General features: G+C 64.8%; 14 protein-coding genes and 1 pseudogene. 10 read left to right on the top strand and 5 right to left on the bottom strand.

Going from position 1 to position 16336, the window contains the following annotated elements:
• The 6 genes and pseudogenes from Q8S60_RS01115 to Q8S60_RS01090 form a co-directional block, all read left to right on the top strand.
• Positions 1 to 255, top strand: a pseudogene (locus Q8S60_RS01115) (ABC transporter substrate-binding protein); the annotation flags it as partial.
• A 232-nt stretch (positions 256 to 487) separates the two neighbouring features.
• The gene (locus tag Q8S60_RS01110) at positions 488 to 3547 is read left to right on the top strand and encodes a peptidoglycan-binding protein (protein ID WP_305275883.1); all 3060 of its coding nucleotides are present in this window, start codon (positions 488 to 490) and stop codon (positions 3545 to 3547) included.
• Positions 3548 to 3678: 131 nt separating this feature from the next.
• Complete coding sequence (locus tag Q8S60_RS01105; protein WP_305275882.1) at positions 3679 to 4602, top strand: sulfite exporter TauE/SafE family protein; 924 nt, start codon at positions 3679 to 3681, stop codon at positions 4600 to 4602.
• Positions 4599 to 5387 (top strand): TIGR02186 family protein, encoded by a 789-nt coding sequence (locus tag Q8S60_RS01100; RefSeq protein WP_305275881.1) that lies wholly within the window; start codon positions 4599 to 4601, stop codon positions 5385 to 5387. The genes Q8S60_RS01105 and Q8S60_RS01100 overlap by 4 nt, the downstream gene beginning before the upstream one ends.
• Before the next feature lie 15 nt (positions 5388 to 5402).
• On the top strand, positions 5403 to 5819 hold the full coding sequence (locus tag Q8S60_RS01095) for a PaaI family thioesterase (protein ID WP_305275880.1): 417 nt from the start codon (positions 5403 to 5405) through the stop codon (positions 5817 to 5819).
• A 27-nt stretch (positions 5820 to 5846) separates the two neighbouring features.
• Complete coding sequence (locus tag Q8S60_RS01090; RefSeq protein WP_305275879.1) at positions 5847 to 6626, top strand: cytochrome c biogenesis CcdA family protein; 780 nt, start codon at positions 5847 to 5849, stop codon at positions 6624 to 6626.
• A 248-nt stretch (positions 6627 to 6874) separates the two neighbouring features.
• Here the strand turns inward: Q8S60_RS01090 and pdeM are convergent, their stop codons facing one another.
• The 3 genes from pdeM to Q8S60_RS01075 form a co-directional block, all read right to left on the bottom strand.
• A complete protein-coding gene (gene pdeM, locus Q8S60_RS01085; RefSeq protein WP_305275878.1) occupies positions 6875 to 7591 on the bottom strand; it encodes a ligase-associated DNA damage response endonuclease PdeM in 717 nt (238 codons plus the stop codon).
• 77 nt (positions 7592 to 7668) lie between these two features.
• Positions 7669 to 10230, bottom strand: a complete 2562-nt coding sequence (locus Q8S60_RS01080; protein WP_305275877.1) for a ligase-associated DNA damage response DEXH box helicase — start codon at positions 10228 to 10230, stop codon at positions 7669 to 7671.
• A 191-nt stretch (positions 10231 to 10421) separates the two neighbouring features.
• Positions 10422 to 10784, bottom strand: a complete 363-nt coding sequence (locus Q8S60_RS01075; protein ID WP_305275876.1) for an endonuclease domain-containing protein — start codon at positions 10782 to 10784, stop codon at positions 10422 to 10424.
• Between the two features lie 262 nt (positions 10785 to 11046).
• Here Q8S60_RS01075 and Q8S60_RS01070 point away from each other — a divergent pair, with 262 nt between their 5' ends.
• The 3 genes from Q8S60_RS01070 (at position 11047) to Q8S60_RS01060 (ending at position 13334) form a co-directional block, all read left to right on the top strand.
• The gene (locus Q8S60_RS01070; protein ID WP_305668271.1) at positions 11047 to 11898 is read left to right on the top strand and encodes a mechanosensitive ion channel family protein; all 852 of its coding nucleotides are present in this window, start codon (positions 11047 to 11049) and stop codon (positions 11896 to 11898) included.
• 48 nt (positions 11899 to 11946) lie between these two features.
• The gene (locus Q8S60_RS01065) at positions 11947 to 12219 is read left to right on the top strand and encodes a DUF6460 domain-containing protein (protein WP_305275874.1); all 273 of its coding nucleotides are present in this window, start codon (positions 11947 to 11949) and stop codon (positions 12217 to 12219) included.
• 233 nt (positions 12220 to 12452) lie between these two features.
• Positions 12453 to 13334, top strand: coding sequence for an SDR family oxidoreductase (locus Q8S60_RS01060; protein WP_305276408.1), 882 nt, complete (start codon positions 12453 to 12455; stop codon positions 13332 to 13334).
• 290 nt (positions 13335 to 13624) lie between these two features.
• On the opposite strand, the gene Q8S60_RS01055 is transcribed toward Q8S60_RS01060, so the two are convergent.
• Positions 13625 to 14599: an NADPH:quinone oxidoreductase family protein gene (locus tag Q8S60_RS01055; protein WP_305275873.1), complete on the bottom strand. Its 975-nt coding sequence runs from the start codon at positions 14597 to 14599 to the stop codon at positions 13625 to 13627.
• A 122-nt stretch (positions 14600 to 14721) separates the two neighbouring features.
• On the opposite strand from Q8S60_RS01055, the gene Q8S60_RS01050 reads away from it, so the two are divergent.
• Positions 14722 to 15600, top strand: coding sequence for an alpha/beta fold hydrolase (locus Q8S60_RS01050; protein ID WP_305275872.1), 879 nt, complete (start codon positions 14722 to 14724; stop codon positions 15598 to 15600).
• On the opposite strand, the gene Q8S60_RS01045 is transcribed toward Q8S60_RS01050, so the two are convergent.
• Entirely contained in the window at positions 15591 to 16166 is a 576-nt protein-coding gene (locus tag Q8S60_RS01045) for a TMEM165/GDT1 family protein (protein ID WP_305275871.1), read from the bottom strand. The genes Q8S60_RS01050 and Q8S60_RS01045 overlap by 10 nt on opposite strands.
• Positions 16167 to 16336 lie beyond the last annotated feature (170 nt).

Genomic DNA, 16336 nt, shown 5'->3' with positions numbered 1-16336 from the left:
TTCACCTTCCACAATATCGAGGCCTTTGCCGGGCTGATGGAGGCAGGGGACACGGAACTTCGCCAGTGGCCGGAGCCCGTGGCGGCGGCGATGGCGAAGGTGTCGGGCGAGGTTCTCGCGGAGCTGGCGGCGACAAGCGACCTGGCGGGACGCGTGGCGGCCTCCTATGGCGATTATCTCGCCAAGGCTCGGGCCTGGTCGGAATGGAGCGAGGCGGCGATGCTCTCGCTCCGGAACCGGCATCCGGCGGGCTGAGCCAGCTTTTGAAATAATTGCGCCATGGCGCGCACTTAGGTCCGGTTATTAACGCCGTATTTACCGACATTGCCGCTTTATTGGCGGTGCTGGAAGCAGCACGTCCCGCCGATTGTTTGCGCGCCGGCGGAGACTTGAGAACCGCAACAAGATTTTGGGTTAGTCTGCGTTGAGAAATACCAGATAGCGCGGTTTATACTGGCTCGAAGGGTTAACGGGCATAGTGATTCGGATGCGATCGGGTGTTCCATGGAGCGTCAAGGGTATTGAGCCCGAGGCGCGGGAGGCGGCCAAGCAGGCGGCGCGGCGCGCCGGCGTGACGCTTGGGGCGTGGCTGAACCAGGTCATCATGGATACGGGGACCGACGAAGTGGGGCAGCAGGAGGAGTCCATCATGGCATCTCATGCCCACTACACCCCGCCGCACCAGTCGGCGCCCGGCATCGCGATACCCGAACCCAAGATCGATCTCGGCCCCGTGGCCGAAGCCGTGCGGGAACTCGTGCAGCGGGTGGACAGCAGCGAACGGCGGACTGCGGAGATGACGCGCAAGCTGGAAGCGACGGTGGGACATCTCGCCGCGCGCATCGACGGGTCGGAGCACGACATGGACGACAGGTATTCCGAAGCGAGATCGCCCGATCCGCTGGAGCGCAAGCTGCAGCAGCTCGGCGAACGCATGGAGCGCGCGGAGCGCAGCCGCGGCGGGCTTCGCCCGGAAGACGCGCGCGCGATCCAGACGCTCGAGAAAGCCATGAACGCCGTCGTCGACCATCTCGACGCGACCGAGCGCCGGACGGACGAGACGCTGATCGAAATACGCCAGTCGCTCGCATCGCTCTCGCACCGCATCGAAAACGCGGAACAGGAATCCGAACGCGAGGAGGCGAAGAAGCGCGCCCGCGCGCTCGAAGACACGCTGATGCAGCTCGCGACCCGCATGGAGAAGATGGAGACGGGCGTCGGCGGGATCGGCTCGCAGGCCGTGGAGGCGGCGCTGAAGGCGATCGAGGAGAAATCGAACGCGGAAAACCAGCGCGCCACCATCGACCGGCTGCAGAAGAGCATCGAACAGATTTCGGCACGCATCGAGCAAACGGAACGGCGCGGCGACGAAACGGCAAAGGCGCTGGAGACGACGGTTTCGAGCATCGTCCGCAAGATCGAAGAGATCGACGTTTCCCATCGCACGCATATTCCCGACGCACTCGCGCAGCGGCTCGAACAGATGGCGCAGCGGCTGCAGCACAATGAGCAGTTGACGGTGGAAGCCGCGCAGACGGTCGAGCGCGCCATTGCCGGTATCGGCGAGAACCTGACGGCGACCGAGAGCCGCGACCGCGAGGCGCTTTCATCGCTGCAGGCGATGATCGAGCGCATGACGAACCGGCTCGGCCAGCTCGAAAAGGAAACGAAAGCGGTGAAGGCGCAGGCCGCCCTGTCGCCGCAGCTCAATGTGGGCGCCCTCGCCGCCGGCTTTCCGCCCGCCGGGCCGGGATACGGCATGAACTTCGATGCGCCGCAGATGATGAACCCGAGCATGGGCGGCAATCTCGGGCCGTCTTTCGGTCCGAGCGACTGGGGCCGCCAGTACGAGGCGGAGCGCTCGGCACCGAGCGTTGCCGCGCCGCCGCCCTACGAAGCGCCGCCCCCGCCTTACGAGCGGACGGCACGGGAAGACCACTCCTTCGAGGAAGCCAGCCCGCCGCCCTTCGCGACGGAGACAAGGCCCGATCCTTACGATGACGATTTCAACGGCGACGCGCAGATGCGCGGCCAAGTGGACGACGGCATCATTCCGCCCGACCCGGTGGAGCCGATGCAGAATGCCGGCCAGCGGGCGGCAAGCGACTTTCTTGCCGCGGCACGACGCGCAGCCCAGGCAGCCGCGGAAGGCGGCAGCACCGGGCGGCAGGAGCCTTACTATGGCGCGGCGCCGGCAACGGGCTTCGCGGAATCTTCAGCACGGTTCTCCGCGCAGGACGGCAGTGAAGGCCGCCGCCGGAAACTCGTTCTCGCCGTAGCCGCGAGCTTCGTGGTGCTTGCCGTTCTCGCGGGCGCCTATGCGATGCTGAAAGAGAGTGCCGCACCCCTTTCCCCTGTGAGCGGCATCGACAATCCAGGCAGCACCCGGCCGACCGTTCTCGACAGCCAGCCGGTGAAGCCGAACATCCCGGAGGCCAATCCGGAAGACGCCGGAACCAGCGACGCGGCTGCAAGCGCCGCCACGGCTCCGGCGTCGACGCCTTCAACCGACGCGTCGACGGATGTGCCCGTCATGCCCGACGACGCATTGGTGCCGGCACCCAAGACACCTGCGGCGAATGTTCCGGCAGCGGCGCAGCCTTCCGCCGGCACACCGGCGGGACAGGCCTCGCTGACGCCGGCACCCTCGCTGACGCCAGCCCCTTCGACGCCCGTGGACGCGGCGCCGATGGAGCCTGCCAAGGTGACGCTGATGGATGCGGCGCGGGGCGGCGACGCGGCTGCGCAATACGAAGTCGGCCAGCGCTATGCCAATGGCGAAGGCGTGACACAGGACATGTCCGAAGCGGCGCGATGGTTCGAGCGCGCCGCCGGCCAAGGCCTCACCATCGCGCAATACCGGCTTGCCACCCAGTATGAAAAAGGCCGCGGCGTGCCGCAGGACGACGCGAAGGCGCGCGACTGGTACGAGAAGGCAGCTTCGGGCGGCAATGTGAAGGCGATGCACAACCTCGCCGTCATCCATGCCGAGGGACGCGGCACGGCGCAGGATTTCGAAACCGCGTCGCGCTGGTTTACGCAAGCGGCGGATTTCGGGCTTGGTGACAGCCAGTACAATCTCGCGATCCTGAACGAACGCGGGCTCGGCATCGAGAAGAACCCGGTGGAGGCCTACAAGTGGCTCGACATCGCCGCGAAGGGCGGCGACAAGGGCGCGGCCGCGAAGCGCGACGCCATTGCCACGGAGATGAGCGCCGACGATCTGGCGCGCGCGAAAATCGCCTCCGGCACGTGGCGCGCGAAGACGCCCGACCCGATGGCGAATGGCGATGTGAGCTCGCTGAAGAGCTGGGAGGTCTCCTCGCTTGAAGGCGCGACGACGGCGAACGGACCCGCCTCGCGGGCCGACATCGCGCGGGCGCAGGAGCTTCTCAACCGGCTCGGCTACGACGCCGGATCGCCGGACGGATTGATGGGCCCGCGCACGCGGGACGCCATACTGGAATATCAGCTCACCGAAGGGCTGGAGACAACAGGAACGGTGACGCGCGAGACGCTGGCGTCGCTGGAAGCGACGCTCAGCTAGCCTTCGGCGCCCGATCCGGCGCCGGCATGCTAGGAATTGGCGGGGGGACGTGCTACCCCAATTCCCGTTCATTCCTTTTCAGGGCGACTTTCCGGTCCTGAGGGTCTCCGGCAGCCGGAGCCGCGCGCGACATGCAGATCTACCTTCCGATCGCCGAGTTGCCGGTCAACATCCTGACCATTCTCGCCATGGGCGCGACTGTCGGCTTTCTCTCCGGCATGTTCGGCATCGGCGGCGGCTTTCTCATGACACCGCTTCTGATTTTCCTCGGCATTCCGCCCGCCGTCGCCGTGGGCACGCAGACGACGCAGGTCGTCGCCTCGTCCGTCACCGGGGCACTCGCGCATTTCACGCGCAAATCCATCGACTTCAAGATGGGCGGTGTGTTGCTGGCCGGCGGCATCGTCGGATCGTTGAGCGGCATCTATCTCTTCAAGGTGCTGACGGCCATCGGCCAGATCGACCTCACCATCTCCATCGCGTATGTGCTTTTGCTGAGCGTCATCGGCGTGATGATGATGGTGGAAAGCGTGCGCGCGATCCGCGCGGCGCGGGGCGGCGCGCAACCGGCGCGGCGCGGCGGACATCACAGCTGGATCCACGGCCTGCCCTTCAAGGCGCGGTTCCGCCGCTCGAAACTCTATATCAGCGTGATCCCGCCCGTTCTCGTCGGATTTTTCGTCGGCGTGCTGTCGGCCATCATGGGCGTCGGCGGCGGCTTCATCATGATCCCGGCGATGATCTATCTGTTGCGGATGCCGACCAATGTCGTCATCGGAACGTCGTTTTTCCAGATCGTCTTCGTGGCGGCGCTGACGGGCGTGATGCATGCCACCGAGAACCAGGCCGTCGACATCGTGCTCGGATTCCTGCTTGTCGTCGGCGGCGTCATCGGCGCGCAATACGGCGTGCGCGCGGCGGAGAAGATGCCGGCGGAACAATTGCGCGCGCTGCTGGCGGCGATCCTGATGCTGATCGGGCTTCGGCTCGGCTACGACCTCATTTCGACGCCGCCGGATCTCTATTCCATCATCGAAGTGGAGCCGCTTCCATGATGCGGCGGGCGGCGGCGTTTCTTCTCATGCTTGTCGCATTCACGGGCGCGGCGCGCGCGGACCAGCTTGTCACGGACCTGTCCGAACACCAGATCGCCATCCGCTCGAACTTCACCGGCACGCAGATACTTCTGTTCGGCGCGGTGGAGGCGCGGACGCCCGGCACGCGGGCACTCAACCGCGACGTCGTCGTCGTGGTGCAGGGACCGGTGCGGCCGGTGATGGTGCGGCGGAAGGAGAGAGTGGCGGGCGTCTGGGTGAACCACGATTCCGTGACCTATCCGAATGTGCCCGGCTATTACGCCATCGCGAGCACGCGGCCGCTCGAAGTGACGGCGGCGGCGGACACGCTGAAAGCGCTGCGCATCGGCATCGAGAATATCGGACCGGGGGCGCCGACGGCGCGCTCCATCGACGGTACCGTGCAGATCCTGCCGCCGGACGAAGAGACTGCCTTCTGGAAAGCGCTTATCCGCAACAAGCGCCGCGACGGGCTCTATATCAACGTGCCGGGCGGCGTGACCTTTCTCGGGCAAACGCTTTTCCGCGCGACGGTGAACATTCCCGCGAATGTGCCGGTGGGGCTTTACACGGCGAAGGTCTACCTGCTGCAGGACGGCGAAATCGTCGATACGATTTCGTCGCCGCTCTATATCGACAAGCGCGGCGTGGAGCGTTTCATTTTCCGCATGGCGCATAGCGACCCGCTTCTCTACGGATTGATCGCGGTGCTCGTCGCGGCATTTGCAGGGTGGCTCGCTTCCGCCGTGATGAACCGGCGATAAGGGGGATGTAAAAACATGTCGCAAGAGAGAGTGGCACGGCTCAACGAATTCGCGCGGCACAAGCATCCGGGACTTGTCGGCGTCGAGCTTGAAATCTGCGAGCCGGAACTCGTTACCGGCAGGATGACGGTAACGGAACCGGTCGTCGCGGGGACGGGTTTTCTGTGGGCGCCGGTCGTCATCACGCTGGCGGACTGGCTCTGCGCGGCAGGCATGTCGCCGAACCTGCCGGAGGGCGCGAGCTTCACGACGGTCGAACTGAAGACGAATTTTCTCGGCTCCGCGAAGGAAGGCGAAGTCGTGACGGGGCGCGCGGTGCCGGCGCATCGCGGGAAAAGCACGCATGTCTGGGATGTCGAAGTGCGAAACGAGACGAAAGACCGCACCATCGCCCTCTTTCGCTGCACCCAGATGATCCTCTATCCAAGGTAGACTGCGCGCTCGAAAGACGAAGGACAAATGGCGACGCTCGAACTTTCATATGCCGCCGCGGCGCTTGGCGGCCTTATCAGTTTTCTGTCGCCTTGCGTGTTGCCGCTGGTGCCGGCCTATCTTTGTTTCATCGCGGGGACGTCGCTCGAGGAACTGACGCGCGAGGACGAACAGGGAAAGCCGCTGGCGTCGGAAGGGCTGACGCGGCGCGTGGCGCTCGGCGCCGTGGGCTTCGTTCTCGGTTTCACAACGATCTTCGTGGCGCTCGGGGCGAGCGCCAGCGCGATCAATCCTTTCATTCTCGAACACAAGGATGTGCTGTCGCGCATTGCGGGCGCGGTCATCATCGTGTTCGGCTTGCATTACATGGGATTGTTCCGGATCGCCTTTCTCAATCGCGAGGCGCGGTTTCATATTGCGGGTACGGGCGAGGAAGCGCGGAGCCCGTTGATGCAGTTCGCGAGCCCCTATCTGCTGGGGCTTGCCTTCGCGTTCGGATGGACGCCTTGCATCGGTCCCATTCTCGCGACGATCCTGACGATCGCGGCGGCGCAGGAGAGTCTCAGCGCCGGCGTTACTCTGCTCACGGTCTATTCCCTGGGGCTCGGTATTCCTTTTCTGCTTGCCGCATTTGCGGTGCGCGGGTTTCTCAGTTTCGCGGCGCGGTTCCGGCGGCATATGCGGAAGGTGGAGATCGCCGCGGGCGTGCTGCTGGCGGGGACGGGAGCGATGATGCTGACCGGCAATTTCGAGCGGATCGCGATCTTCATTCTGGAGACATTTCCGGTGCTGGCAACGCTCGGCTGAGGTGTGGTTATCCCCGGTTTTCGGGCGACCGTCATCGAACTGTCATGAAAATGTCATCAACGGATTTTCAGGGTGGCGGGAAATAAGTAATCCCCGGTTTTGGCGCCCTGCCCTGCGGCTTACCCCTCCCCAAAATTTGCTGTGCAAATTTTGACCCCGGATCGGGTCCGGGGCAGGCCCTCCCTCAGGGGGAGGGTAGGGAGTGAGCGCGCCGGGGGTGGGGACAAGTATTTTTGTCCGTCTACGGATCAATCTGCTTCGAGGCGGCGGGCGGAGACGGGGATAACCGTTCTTGCGCCCATCATCCAGGCGTGGAAGTCGAAGCCGGGGAGAAGATTTTCGTAAGCGACGTCGAGGACGTTGAGGCCGCCGGCATAGGCGCCGAAGGCGGGGAGGATAAGTCTCGTGCCGTCGGAGGCGAAGCAGCGGCGGCGGAGGCGGCGGCCACGGACGCGGACGGCGGCGCAGGGGTGGAGATGGCCGGCGACCTCGCCCGTCGAGGGCGCGGCCTGCGGCTCGTGACGGAAGGTGAGCGGGCCGAGGCGAAGTTCCTCCATGACGGTGCCGCCGAATTCGCGAGGCGGCACGGGATCGTGATTGCCGGCGATCCAGACCCAGTCGAGATTTTTGGCGAGGCGCGTTAGATGCGCGGCGTCGGATGCGTCCATGCGCGAAGCGGCGGCGCGATCGTGGAAGCTGTCGCCGAGGGCGACGATTGTGCGCGGCTTCAATTTTTCAATGAGGGCTTCGAGGCGCGCGAGCGTGGCGCGCGTGTCGTAGGGCGGGAGCGCGATGCCCCGCGCGGCGAAGGCGGAGCCTTTTTCGAGATGGAGATCGGCGACGACGAGGAGGCGCTCGTCCGACCACCAGCCCGCGCCTTCGGGCATGAGACCGAGCGTGACGCCGCAGACGCGGAGCGAGGGCTGCGTTTCTATGCGGGGTTCTTTTTCTTGCAGGTCATACATTCAGCGGTGCCCGTCGAGAGGCCCATGGGCCCCGGCTTCCGCCGGGGTGACACTTCTATTTATCGAGAGGCAGCGGGTCAAACCAGCCTTGTCGCTTCTTCTATCAGACTGTCTCTCGCTTCCGCGAGCAAGGCTTCGTTGGCTTCGCCGTCGATCTGGACCTTGCCGATGTCGAGGAGGACGGGGACGGCCAAGGGCGAGACGCGGTCGAGGCGCTTCAATGTGATGCGGCCCCTTACGCGCTTCAGCATTTCGGCGACGCGGCCGACATCGAGGAGGCCGGTCGCCGCGTCGTTATAGGTGGCGCGGAGCAGGATGTGGTCGGGTTCGTGCTCGCGGAGCACGTTGTAGATGAGGTCGGAGGAGAAGGTGACCTGGCGGCCGGTTTTTTCCATGCCGGGATAACGGCGCTCGATGAGGCCCGATATTATGGCGCAATCGCGGAAGGTGCGCTTCAGCAGGCTCGATTCGGCGAGCCATGCGTCGAGGTCGTCGCCCAGCATGTCCTCGGCGAAGAGTTCGCCGAGCGGCAATTCGTGGCGCTCATGCATGAGGCCGGAATCGCGCAGGCACCAGATGGCGAGCGAATATTCGGAGGCGACGAAACCCAGGGGCCGCGCGCCGGCGCGGTCGAGGCGGCGGGTGAGCAGCATGCCGAGCGTCTGATGCGCGAGGCGGCCCTCGAAGGGATAGCAGACGAGATAATAGCGGTCGCCGCGCGGGAAGCACTCGACCAGCAAATTGTGTTCGCCGGGAAGGACGGAACGCCAGGCCTGAATTTCCAGCCATTCGCGGACCTGCGGCGGCAGCGCCGACCATTGTTCGCGATGCGCGAGCATGGAACGGACGCGGGCGGCGAGATAGGTCGAGAGCGGAAACTTGCCGCCGTAATAGGACGGGATCATCGGCTCGGCGGCGTTCGACTTCGTGACGAGGGCTTCGGTTTCGGCGAGGCCTTCGAAGCGGAGGACATGGCCGGCGAAGAGGAAGGTGTCGCCGGGGGACAACTGATCGATGAAATATTCCTCGATCTCGCCCAAATAGCGCCCGCCCATGCTGCCCACCGGGCGGCGGCCGCGGCTCTTGATCATGCGGACTTTCAGCATCGGCGCTTCGACGATGGTGCCGACATTCATGCGGTATTGCTGGATGACGGAGGGCGAGGCGGCGCGGAGCCGCATGTCGCCTTCGTGCTTCGCGTTGGGGCGGAGGCGCGCGAAGCGGTCGTAGTTTTTCAGCGCGTAGCCGCCGGTGGCGACGAAATCGACCACCTTGCCGAAATCCTCACGCGGGAGAGCGCGGTAGGGTGCGGCGGATTTTACTTCCGCGTAGAGCGCATCCGGGTCGAAGGGTTCGGAGCAGGCGCAGCCGAGGATGTGTTGCGCCAGAACGTCGAGCGCGCCCAACCGCGCGACCATGCCATCCTGTGCGCCTTCCAGCGCGGCGGCGCGGGCGGCCTCGCATTCGAGCACCTCGAAGCGGTTTGCGGGGACGAGCAGCGCGCGGGACGGCTCGTCGAGGCGGTGATTGGCGCGGCCGATGCGCTGGAGGAGGCGGCTTGCTCCTTTCGGTGCGCCCATGTTCACCACGAGATCGACCTCGCCCCAGTCGATGCCGAGATCGAGGGTGGAGGTACAGACGACGGCGCGGAGCGAGCCCGCCGACATGGCGGCCTCGACCTTGCGGCGCGCTTCGGCGGCGAGCGAGCCGTGATGGAGCGCAATGGGGAGCGCGTCTTCGTTCAGGCGCCATAGTTCCTGGAAGACGAATTCGGCCTGACTGCGCGTGTTGACGAAGACGAGGACGATCCTGTTGGCGCGGATCGCTTCGTAGACGGCGGGGAGCGCGTGGCGCGCGGAATGGCCGGACCAGGGAATGCGCGCCTCGCCGCCCTCCTCCGCGCCGGGCTCCATCGGCGTCAGCACGGCGATTTCCGGTACGGCGCCGGGCGGGGCGACGACGATTTCGCTGAAGCTCTCGCCTTCCGCCGGTTGCGGCATGAGGTAACGGCGCAGCTCGTCCGGCTCGGCGACGGTGGCGGAGAGGCCGACGCGACGGAGGCCCGGCGCGAGACGGGAGAGACGCGCGATGCCGAGCGCGAGAAGATCGCCGCGCTTGGAATTCGCCAGCGCGTGCAGTTCGTCGAGCACGACGCAGTCGAGCGCGCCGAAGAAATCCTTCGCGTCGGGATAGGACAAGAGAAGCGCCAGTTGCTCGGGCGTCGTCATCAATATGTCGGGCGGCTCGCGGCGCTGGCGGAGGCGGCGGTTCTGCGGCGTGTCGCCGGTGCGGGTTTCGATGGAGATTTCGAGGCCCATTTCGGCGACGGGCATTTCGAGATTGCGCTTCACGTCGACGGCGAGCGCCTTGAGCGGCGAGATATAGAGCGTGTGGAGCTTGCGGGTTTTACGCGGATTGGTGGCGAGATCGACCAGCGTGGGGAGGAAGCCGGCGAGCGTCTTGCCGGCGCCTGTGGGCGCGACGAGGAGCGCGGATTTCTTCTCGCGCGCGAGACCGACAAGGGCGAGCTGATGCGCGCGGGGGCGCCAGCCGCGCGCCTCGAACCAACGGGTGAAGGCGGGCGGGAGGATGGCGCCTTGCGGTTCGGCTTCCTTCGGGGCGGGGAGCGGCTTGGTCATGGGGGAGAGCGTATCAGGCCACACTCCCCTTGGGGGAGGGTCGAAATTTGCGCAGCGAATTTCAGGGAGGGGATGCAGCAGCGGACAAACATGCAGTCCTGAATTTCCTGGCAGATTCCCCTACCCCTCCCCAAACGGCTTGCAGCCGTTTGACCCTCCCACAGGGGGAGGGTGATAGAGAAGGATCGACTTCAGGCGCGGATGGGGGGCAGGCCGGGGCGAGGTTTTCTCAGCGCGTGCCAGATGGTTTCGACCACCTTGTCGGTTTTCGCGAGGACGTCGTTGTTCCAGAAACGGAGAACCTCGAAGCCATCGGCTTCCAGCCATTCGGTTCTGCGGGTATCGCGGGCAACGCCGGCCGACATGTTGTGTTGACCGCCGTCGACTTCCACGACCAAGCGTCTTTCGAGGCAGACGAAATCGACGATCCAGCTGCCCAACCGATGCTGGCGCCGGAACTCGTATCCAAGCGCCTCCTTGCGCAACCGGCTCCAGAGGCGGCGTTCGGCCTCTGTCATGTTTTTCCGCAGATTCCTGAGCGCCGGATCAACCATGACGTCAGTGTAACTTCCACCCTCCCCCTGTGGGAGGGTCGAAATTTGCGCAGCGAATTTCGGGGAGGGGTTGCAGCAGCGGACAAACATGCAGTCCTGAATTTCCTGGCACCTTCCCCTACCCCTCCCCAAACGGCTTGCAGCCGTTTGACCCTCCCACAGGGGGAGGGTGGCAGAAGGGGGAGGGTGGCAGGAAGGGGGAGGGTTCAAATCACGCGGCAGTCGTGGGAGACTGCAGGGCACGGGTTCAAGGAGTTTTCGCATGCTCGATCAGTTGCCGCCGGAGTTGAGGGACCAGATCGCGGTTTTGCTGCCGCAGATCGTCGATGGCGGGCTCAGCCTCCTGTCGGCAATCCTCATTCTCATTCTCGGCATCTGGTTCGCCGGGAGGCTGCGGCTGTGGACCGTGCGGGCCTTCGGGCGGATGCCGCAGATGGACACGATGCTGCAGAATTTCTTCGGCACCATCGTCTGGTATCTCGCGATCATCTTCACCGTGCTGGCGGTGCTGGCGAAATTCGGCGTGCAGACAGCGAGCCTCATCGCCGTTCTCGGCGCGGCCGGCCTTGCGGTGGGCCTTGCGCTGCAGGGGACGCTGGCGAATGTGGCGGCGGGCGTGATGCTGCTCATCATCCGGCCGTTTCGCGCGGGCCACTATGTGGAGGTGGGCGGGATCGCCGGGACGGTGAAATCGCTGTCGCTTTTCACGACCGAACTTTCGACGCCGGACAATATCCAGATCATCGTGCCGAACAGCGATATCTGGGGACAGCCGATCAAGAACTACACCTATCACCCGACGCGGCGGCTGGATATTACCTTCGGGATTTCATACGGCGACAATATCGGCAAGGCGATGGGCATCATCAAGGCGGAGATCGCGGCGGATGCGCGCTGCCTCGCCGAGCCCGAGCCTTTCACCGGCGTGCTCAATCTCGGAGAGAGCTCCGTCGACATCGTGATGCGCGTGTGGGTGGCGAACAGCGAGTTCTGGAACGTGCGGTTCGACCTGATGCGGAAGATCAAGGAACGCTTCGACGCGGAAGGCATCACCATCCCCTTCCCCGCGCGGACGGTCTACACTGTGAATGCCGCCAGGAAAGTGGCGGAGTAAGGCCGGACGACGAGGCCATCGCCGGAAGACAATCTGGAAGGACGGAATATGGATCGGTTTTTCGGCGGGCCCGTGGTGCCCACACTTCTGAAGCTCGCCATCGCTTCCATCGCGGTGGGCGTCGTGCTGGCGGTGTTCGGCATCAAGCCGATCGACCTGTGGCGCGACTTCCTCGACACGATCGCGAACATATGGGCGATGGGTTTCGATGCGCTCGACTGGTCGGTGCAGTATCTGCTGCTCGGCGCCGTGGTCGTCATTCCGATTTTCGTCGCGGTGCGGCTGTGGAGCGTGCTGATGGCGCGGGGGAAGAAGGAGTAGCGCGTTCGACGGCGGGAGCGTTGCGGGCGAAGAGTAACTTCATGCGTTAGCCAAAGAGATAAAGTGTCATTCCGGCGAAAGCCGGGATGACATTTTTGTTTTTATTTCTTGCTGCGGCTCAATCCACCTCCCTTCCCCATCGCATTCCGCGACGTCAACCCGAAAGGCGAGACGGGCGGCGGCTGCCACGCTAGTCTTTCCGCAACAAAACACGGGAGGACGAGATGGCGACGATGTTTCGCGACGGGCTTTTGAAGGGCAAGCGCATTCTGGTGACGGGAGGCGGCACGGGGCTTGGGCGGGAGATGGCCGAGGACTATTTGCGGCTCGGCGCGGAGGTTTACATCTGCGGGCGGCGGAAAAACGTGCTCGACGACACCGCGAAGGAGCTGATGGCGAAGCATGGCGGCTCGGTGAAGACGCACAGCGTCGACATTCGCGTGGCGCAGGCGGTCGACGACATGGTGGCGGAAATCTGGGCGGATGGCGGGCCGCTGACGGGGCTTGTGAACAATGCGGCGGGGAATTTCATCTCGCCGACAAAAGACCTTTCGCCGCGCGGCTTCGACGCGATTGCCAATATCGTTTTCCACGGCTCGTTCTATGTGACGCATGCGATCGGCCGGCGCTGGATCGAGGACAAGGTGAAGGGGAGCGTGATTTCCATTCTCACCACCTGGGTCTGGAACGGCGGACCCTTCACGGTGCCTTCCGCCATGTCGAAGGCGGGCGTCAACATCATGACGAAATCGCTCGCCGCCGAATGGGGACCTTACGGCATCCGTCTCAATGCGATTGCGCCGGGGCCGTTTCCGACCGAAGGGGCGTGGGCGCGGCTTTCGCCGGGACAGTCGGTCGATGGCGGCGGCTCGCGCGAAGGCATTCCGATGGGGCGCGTGGGCGAGATGGACGAGCTGAAGAACCTCGCGACGTTTCTGATGGCGGATGGCTGCGAGTATCTGACGGGCCAGTGCATCGCGATCGACGGCGCTGGCTTTTCGGGCGGCGGCGGGAATTTCGCGCGGCTGTCGAAGCTGTCCGACGAGGAGTGGGACAAGATGCGCGAGATGATCCGCAGCGCGAACGACAAGGACAAGGCGCAACGGAGCGTTTGAGGGAAGGAAGGGGTTTGCACGCAGAAGAGGACTGGATTGCTTCGCTTCGCTCGCAATGACGAGGTGAGGCGGGCATACCAAATGGAAGTGTCATCCCGGCGAAAGCCGGGACCCAATTCACGTTTCCACAAGAGGTGAGGCACATGGATCCCGGCTTTCGCCCGGATGACACGTGTTTTTGTTTTTGGCCGAACGTAGTCGCGCTTGCTGGGGGAACCAATGGGTCCCGGCTTTCGCCGGGATGACACCTCTATATTTATTTTCGCTTCTATATTTATTTCACAGCACACTCACATCTCCAGCACGACCTTGCCGACGGCTTCGCGGTTTTGCAGCAGGCGCATGGCGTCTACCGCGCACTCAAGGGGGAAGCGGGCGCAGATGTGGGGGTCGATCTTTCCTTCGGCCGCGAGGCGGTCCACCGCTTCGATGTTTGCCCTGCCCGCTTCGGGGTCGCGGCGGCCGTATTCGCCGGCGCGGACGCCGATGACGGAGAAGCCTTTTATCAGCGGCATGTTGACCGGGATGGTTGGGATGCGGCCGCTGGTGAAGCCGATGACGAGGAGGCGGCCGTTCCAGGCGATGCAGCGCACGCTCTCGTCGAAGACGTCGCCGCCAACGGGATCGTAGATCACATCCGCGCCGCGCCCGCCTGTCAGTTCCTTCACCTGTTCGCGGAAGCCTTTCGTCACGTTCAGCACGTGATCGGCGCCGCGCGATTTCACGACTTTCAGTTTTTCGTCCGAGGCGGACGTCGCGATGACGGTGGCGCCGAGGAGCTTGCCCATTTCGACGGCGGCGAGGCCGACGCCGCCGGTGGAGCCGTGGACCAGCAATGTTTCGCCCGGCTGCAAATGGCCGCGGCAGACAAGCGCGACATAGGCCGTGAGGTAGGCGGCGGGATAGGCGGCGGCTTTCGCGAAATCCATGCTGCCGGGGATCGGGCGGCAGGCTTCCGCCGAGACGTTCGCCTCTTCGGCGAAACCGCCGGTGCGCAGGCCCGCGACGACGCGGTCTCCCGGCTTGAATTTCGTCACGCCCTCGCCCACCGACGCGACGACGCCCGCCCCCTCCATGCCGGGCGCGAAGGGAAGCTCGGGCTTGAACTGGTATTTGCCCTGCACCATCAGGATGTCGGGGAAATTGATCGAGCAGGCCTTGAGGCGGAGACGGATCTCGCCCTTGCCCGGCGGTGGCAGTTCGACCTCGTCCATCCGGAGGACGGAGATGTCCTCCGATAGTTCATGCACACGCATGGACCGCATTTTTTCACTCCCGAAATTTTCTCTTATGGCAAATTGCTTTGTGGACCGAGCATAGAGCGGCGGCCCCAACTTCGCCACGGTGGGTGCGGAGAATATGGCCCGGGGGAAGCAAGAGGGACGACATGATTGCGGGCATGGAGGAGGCGCGCTTCGGCGTGGCGCATCTCGACAGGGTGGCATTGCATTATGCCGAGATGGGGCCGGAGGACGGGCCGCTCGTCATTCTGCTGCACGGGTTTCCGGATAATTGCCTCGGCTGGAAGAACCAGATGCCGGCGCTGGCGAAGGCGGGGTTTCGCGTGATCGCGCCCGACCAGCGCGGCTATGGCGTGAGCGGGAAGCCGCGCGGCGTGAAGGCCTACGATCTCGACGAGCTGGCGGAAGACGTGGTGGCGCTGGGGAAGCATTTTGGCGAGGAGAAGCTGCGCGTCGTCGGCCACGACTGGGGCGCGAGCGTCGCCTGGTGGCTCTGCTCGACCAAGCCGGAGCACATGGAGAAGGCGGCGACGATCAACGCGCCGCATCCGGCCATCTGGAAAAATGCGATGTACACGGACAAGGTGCAGCGGAAGAAGAGCCGCTATGTGAAGGCGTTCCGCCTGCGCGTGCTGCCGGAGATGATGATAAGGCGGAAGAATTTCGACGCGCTGGTGGAGGCATTGAAAGGATCGGCAAGGCCAGGCGCGTTCGACGACGCGGAGTTCGACGCCTATCGCAAGGCGTGGCGCGAGCCGAAGGCGATCACCTCCATGGTGCATTGGTACCGGGCGCTGCTGAAGAAGAAGCTGCCGGCGGAACCGGCGCGGATCGAGACGCCGGTGCTGCTGATCTGGGGCGAGAAGGACGAATTCGCCGATGTCGCGCTCGCCAAACGCAGCATCGCGCTGTGCGAGCGCGGCGGCACGCTGTTCTTCGCGGAGGGCACGCACTGGGTGCACCGGGAGGAGCCGCAGGCGATCAACGACATGCTGATTACCTTTCTGCGCTCCGATCAGGAATAGGCGAGCGCGCCGCCAATGGCCGCGAGGCCGAGCACGATGAAAATGGCGGCAGTGACGGCGCGGACGACGCGGAGCGGCACGCGCTTCGCCGCCGCCTCGCCCAGATAAACGGCGGGGACATTCGCCACCATCATGCCGAGCGTGGTGCCGAGCGCGACGAGGACGAGCGACTGGTAATGCGCGGCGAGCGCGGCCGTCGCGATCTGCGTCTTGTCGCCCATCTCCACGAAGAAAAAGGCGACGGTGGTGGCGAGGAAGGGGCCGAAGCGGGTGGGGGCTTTCATCTCGTCTTCGGAGGGCGGCGCATCGGGGATCAAGGCCCAGACGCCCATGGCGAGGAAGGAGAGGCCGAGCACCCAGGCGAGAACCAGATCCGTCAGCCATTCGGCGATCAGCGTGCCGACCAGGGCGGCGAGCGCGTGATTGGCGACGGTGGCGACGAAGATGCCGGCGACGACCGCGAGCGGCGCACGGAAGCGCACGGCGAGGATGAGCGCGAGAAGCTGCGTCTTGTCGCCGATTTCAGCGACGGCGACGGTACCGAGGGAGACGAGGAAAGCTTCCAAGGAAATAACTCCGCGCCGGACGAGACAATGACCCATTGCGCCCGCCCGGCAGAGGGGCACGCATGAGCCAAAGGTCTCGCCAAATCAGCTTGCGCTGAGCACGGACGCCACGGGTTTTTGTTTGTCGCGATCCCGGACGACGAACCGGGGTCCACTTCGTCTGGGATCGC

This window comes from Parvibaculum sp. (assembly GCF_030694575.1).
Lineage (GTDB): Bacteria > Pseudomonadota > Alphaproteobacteria > Parvibaculales > Parvibaculaceae > Parvibaculum.
The sequence above is the reverse complement of the archived record's forward strand: the minus strand, read 5'-3'. Positions and strand labels throughout refer to the sequence as shown.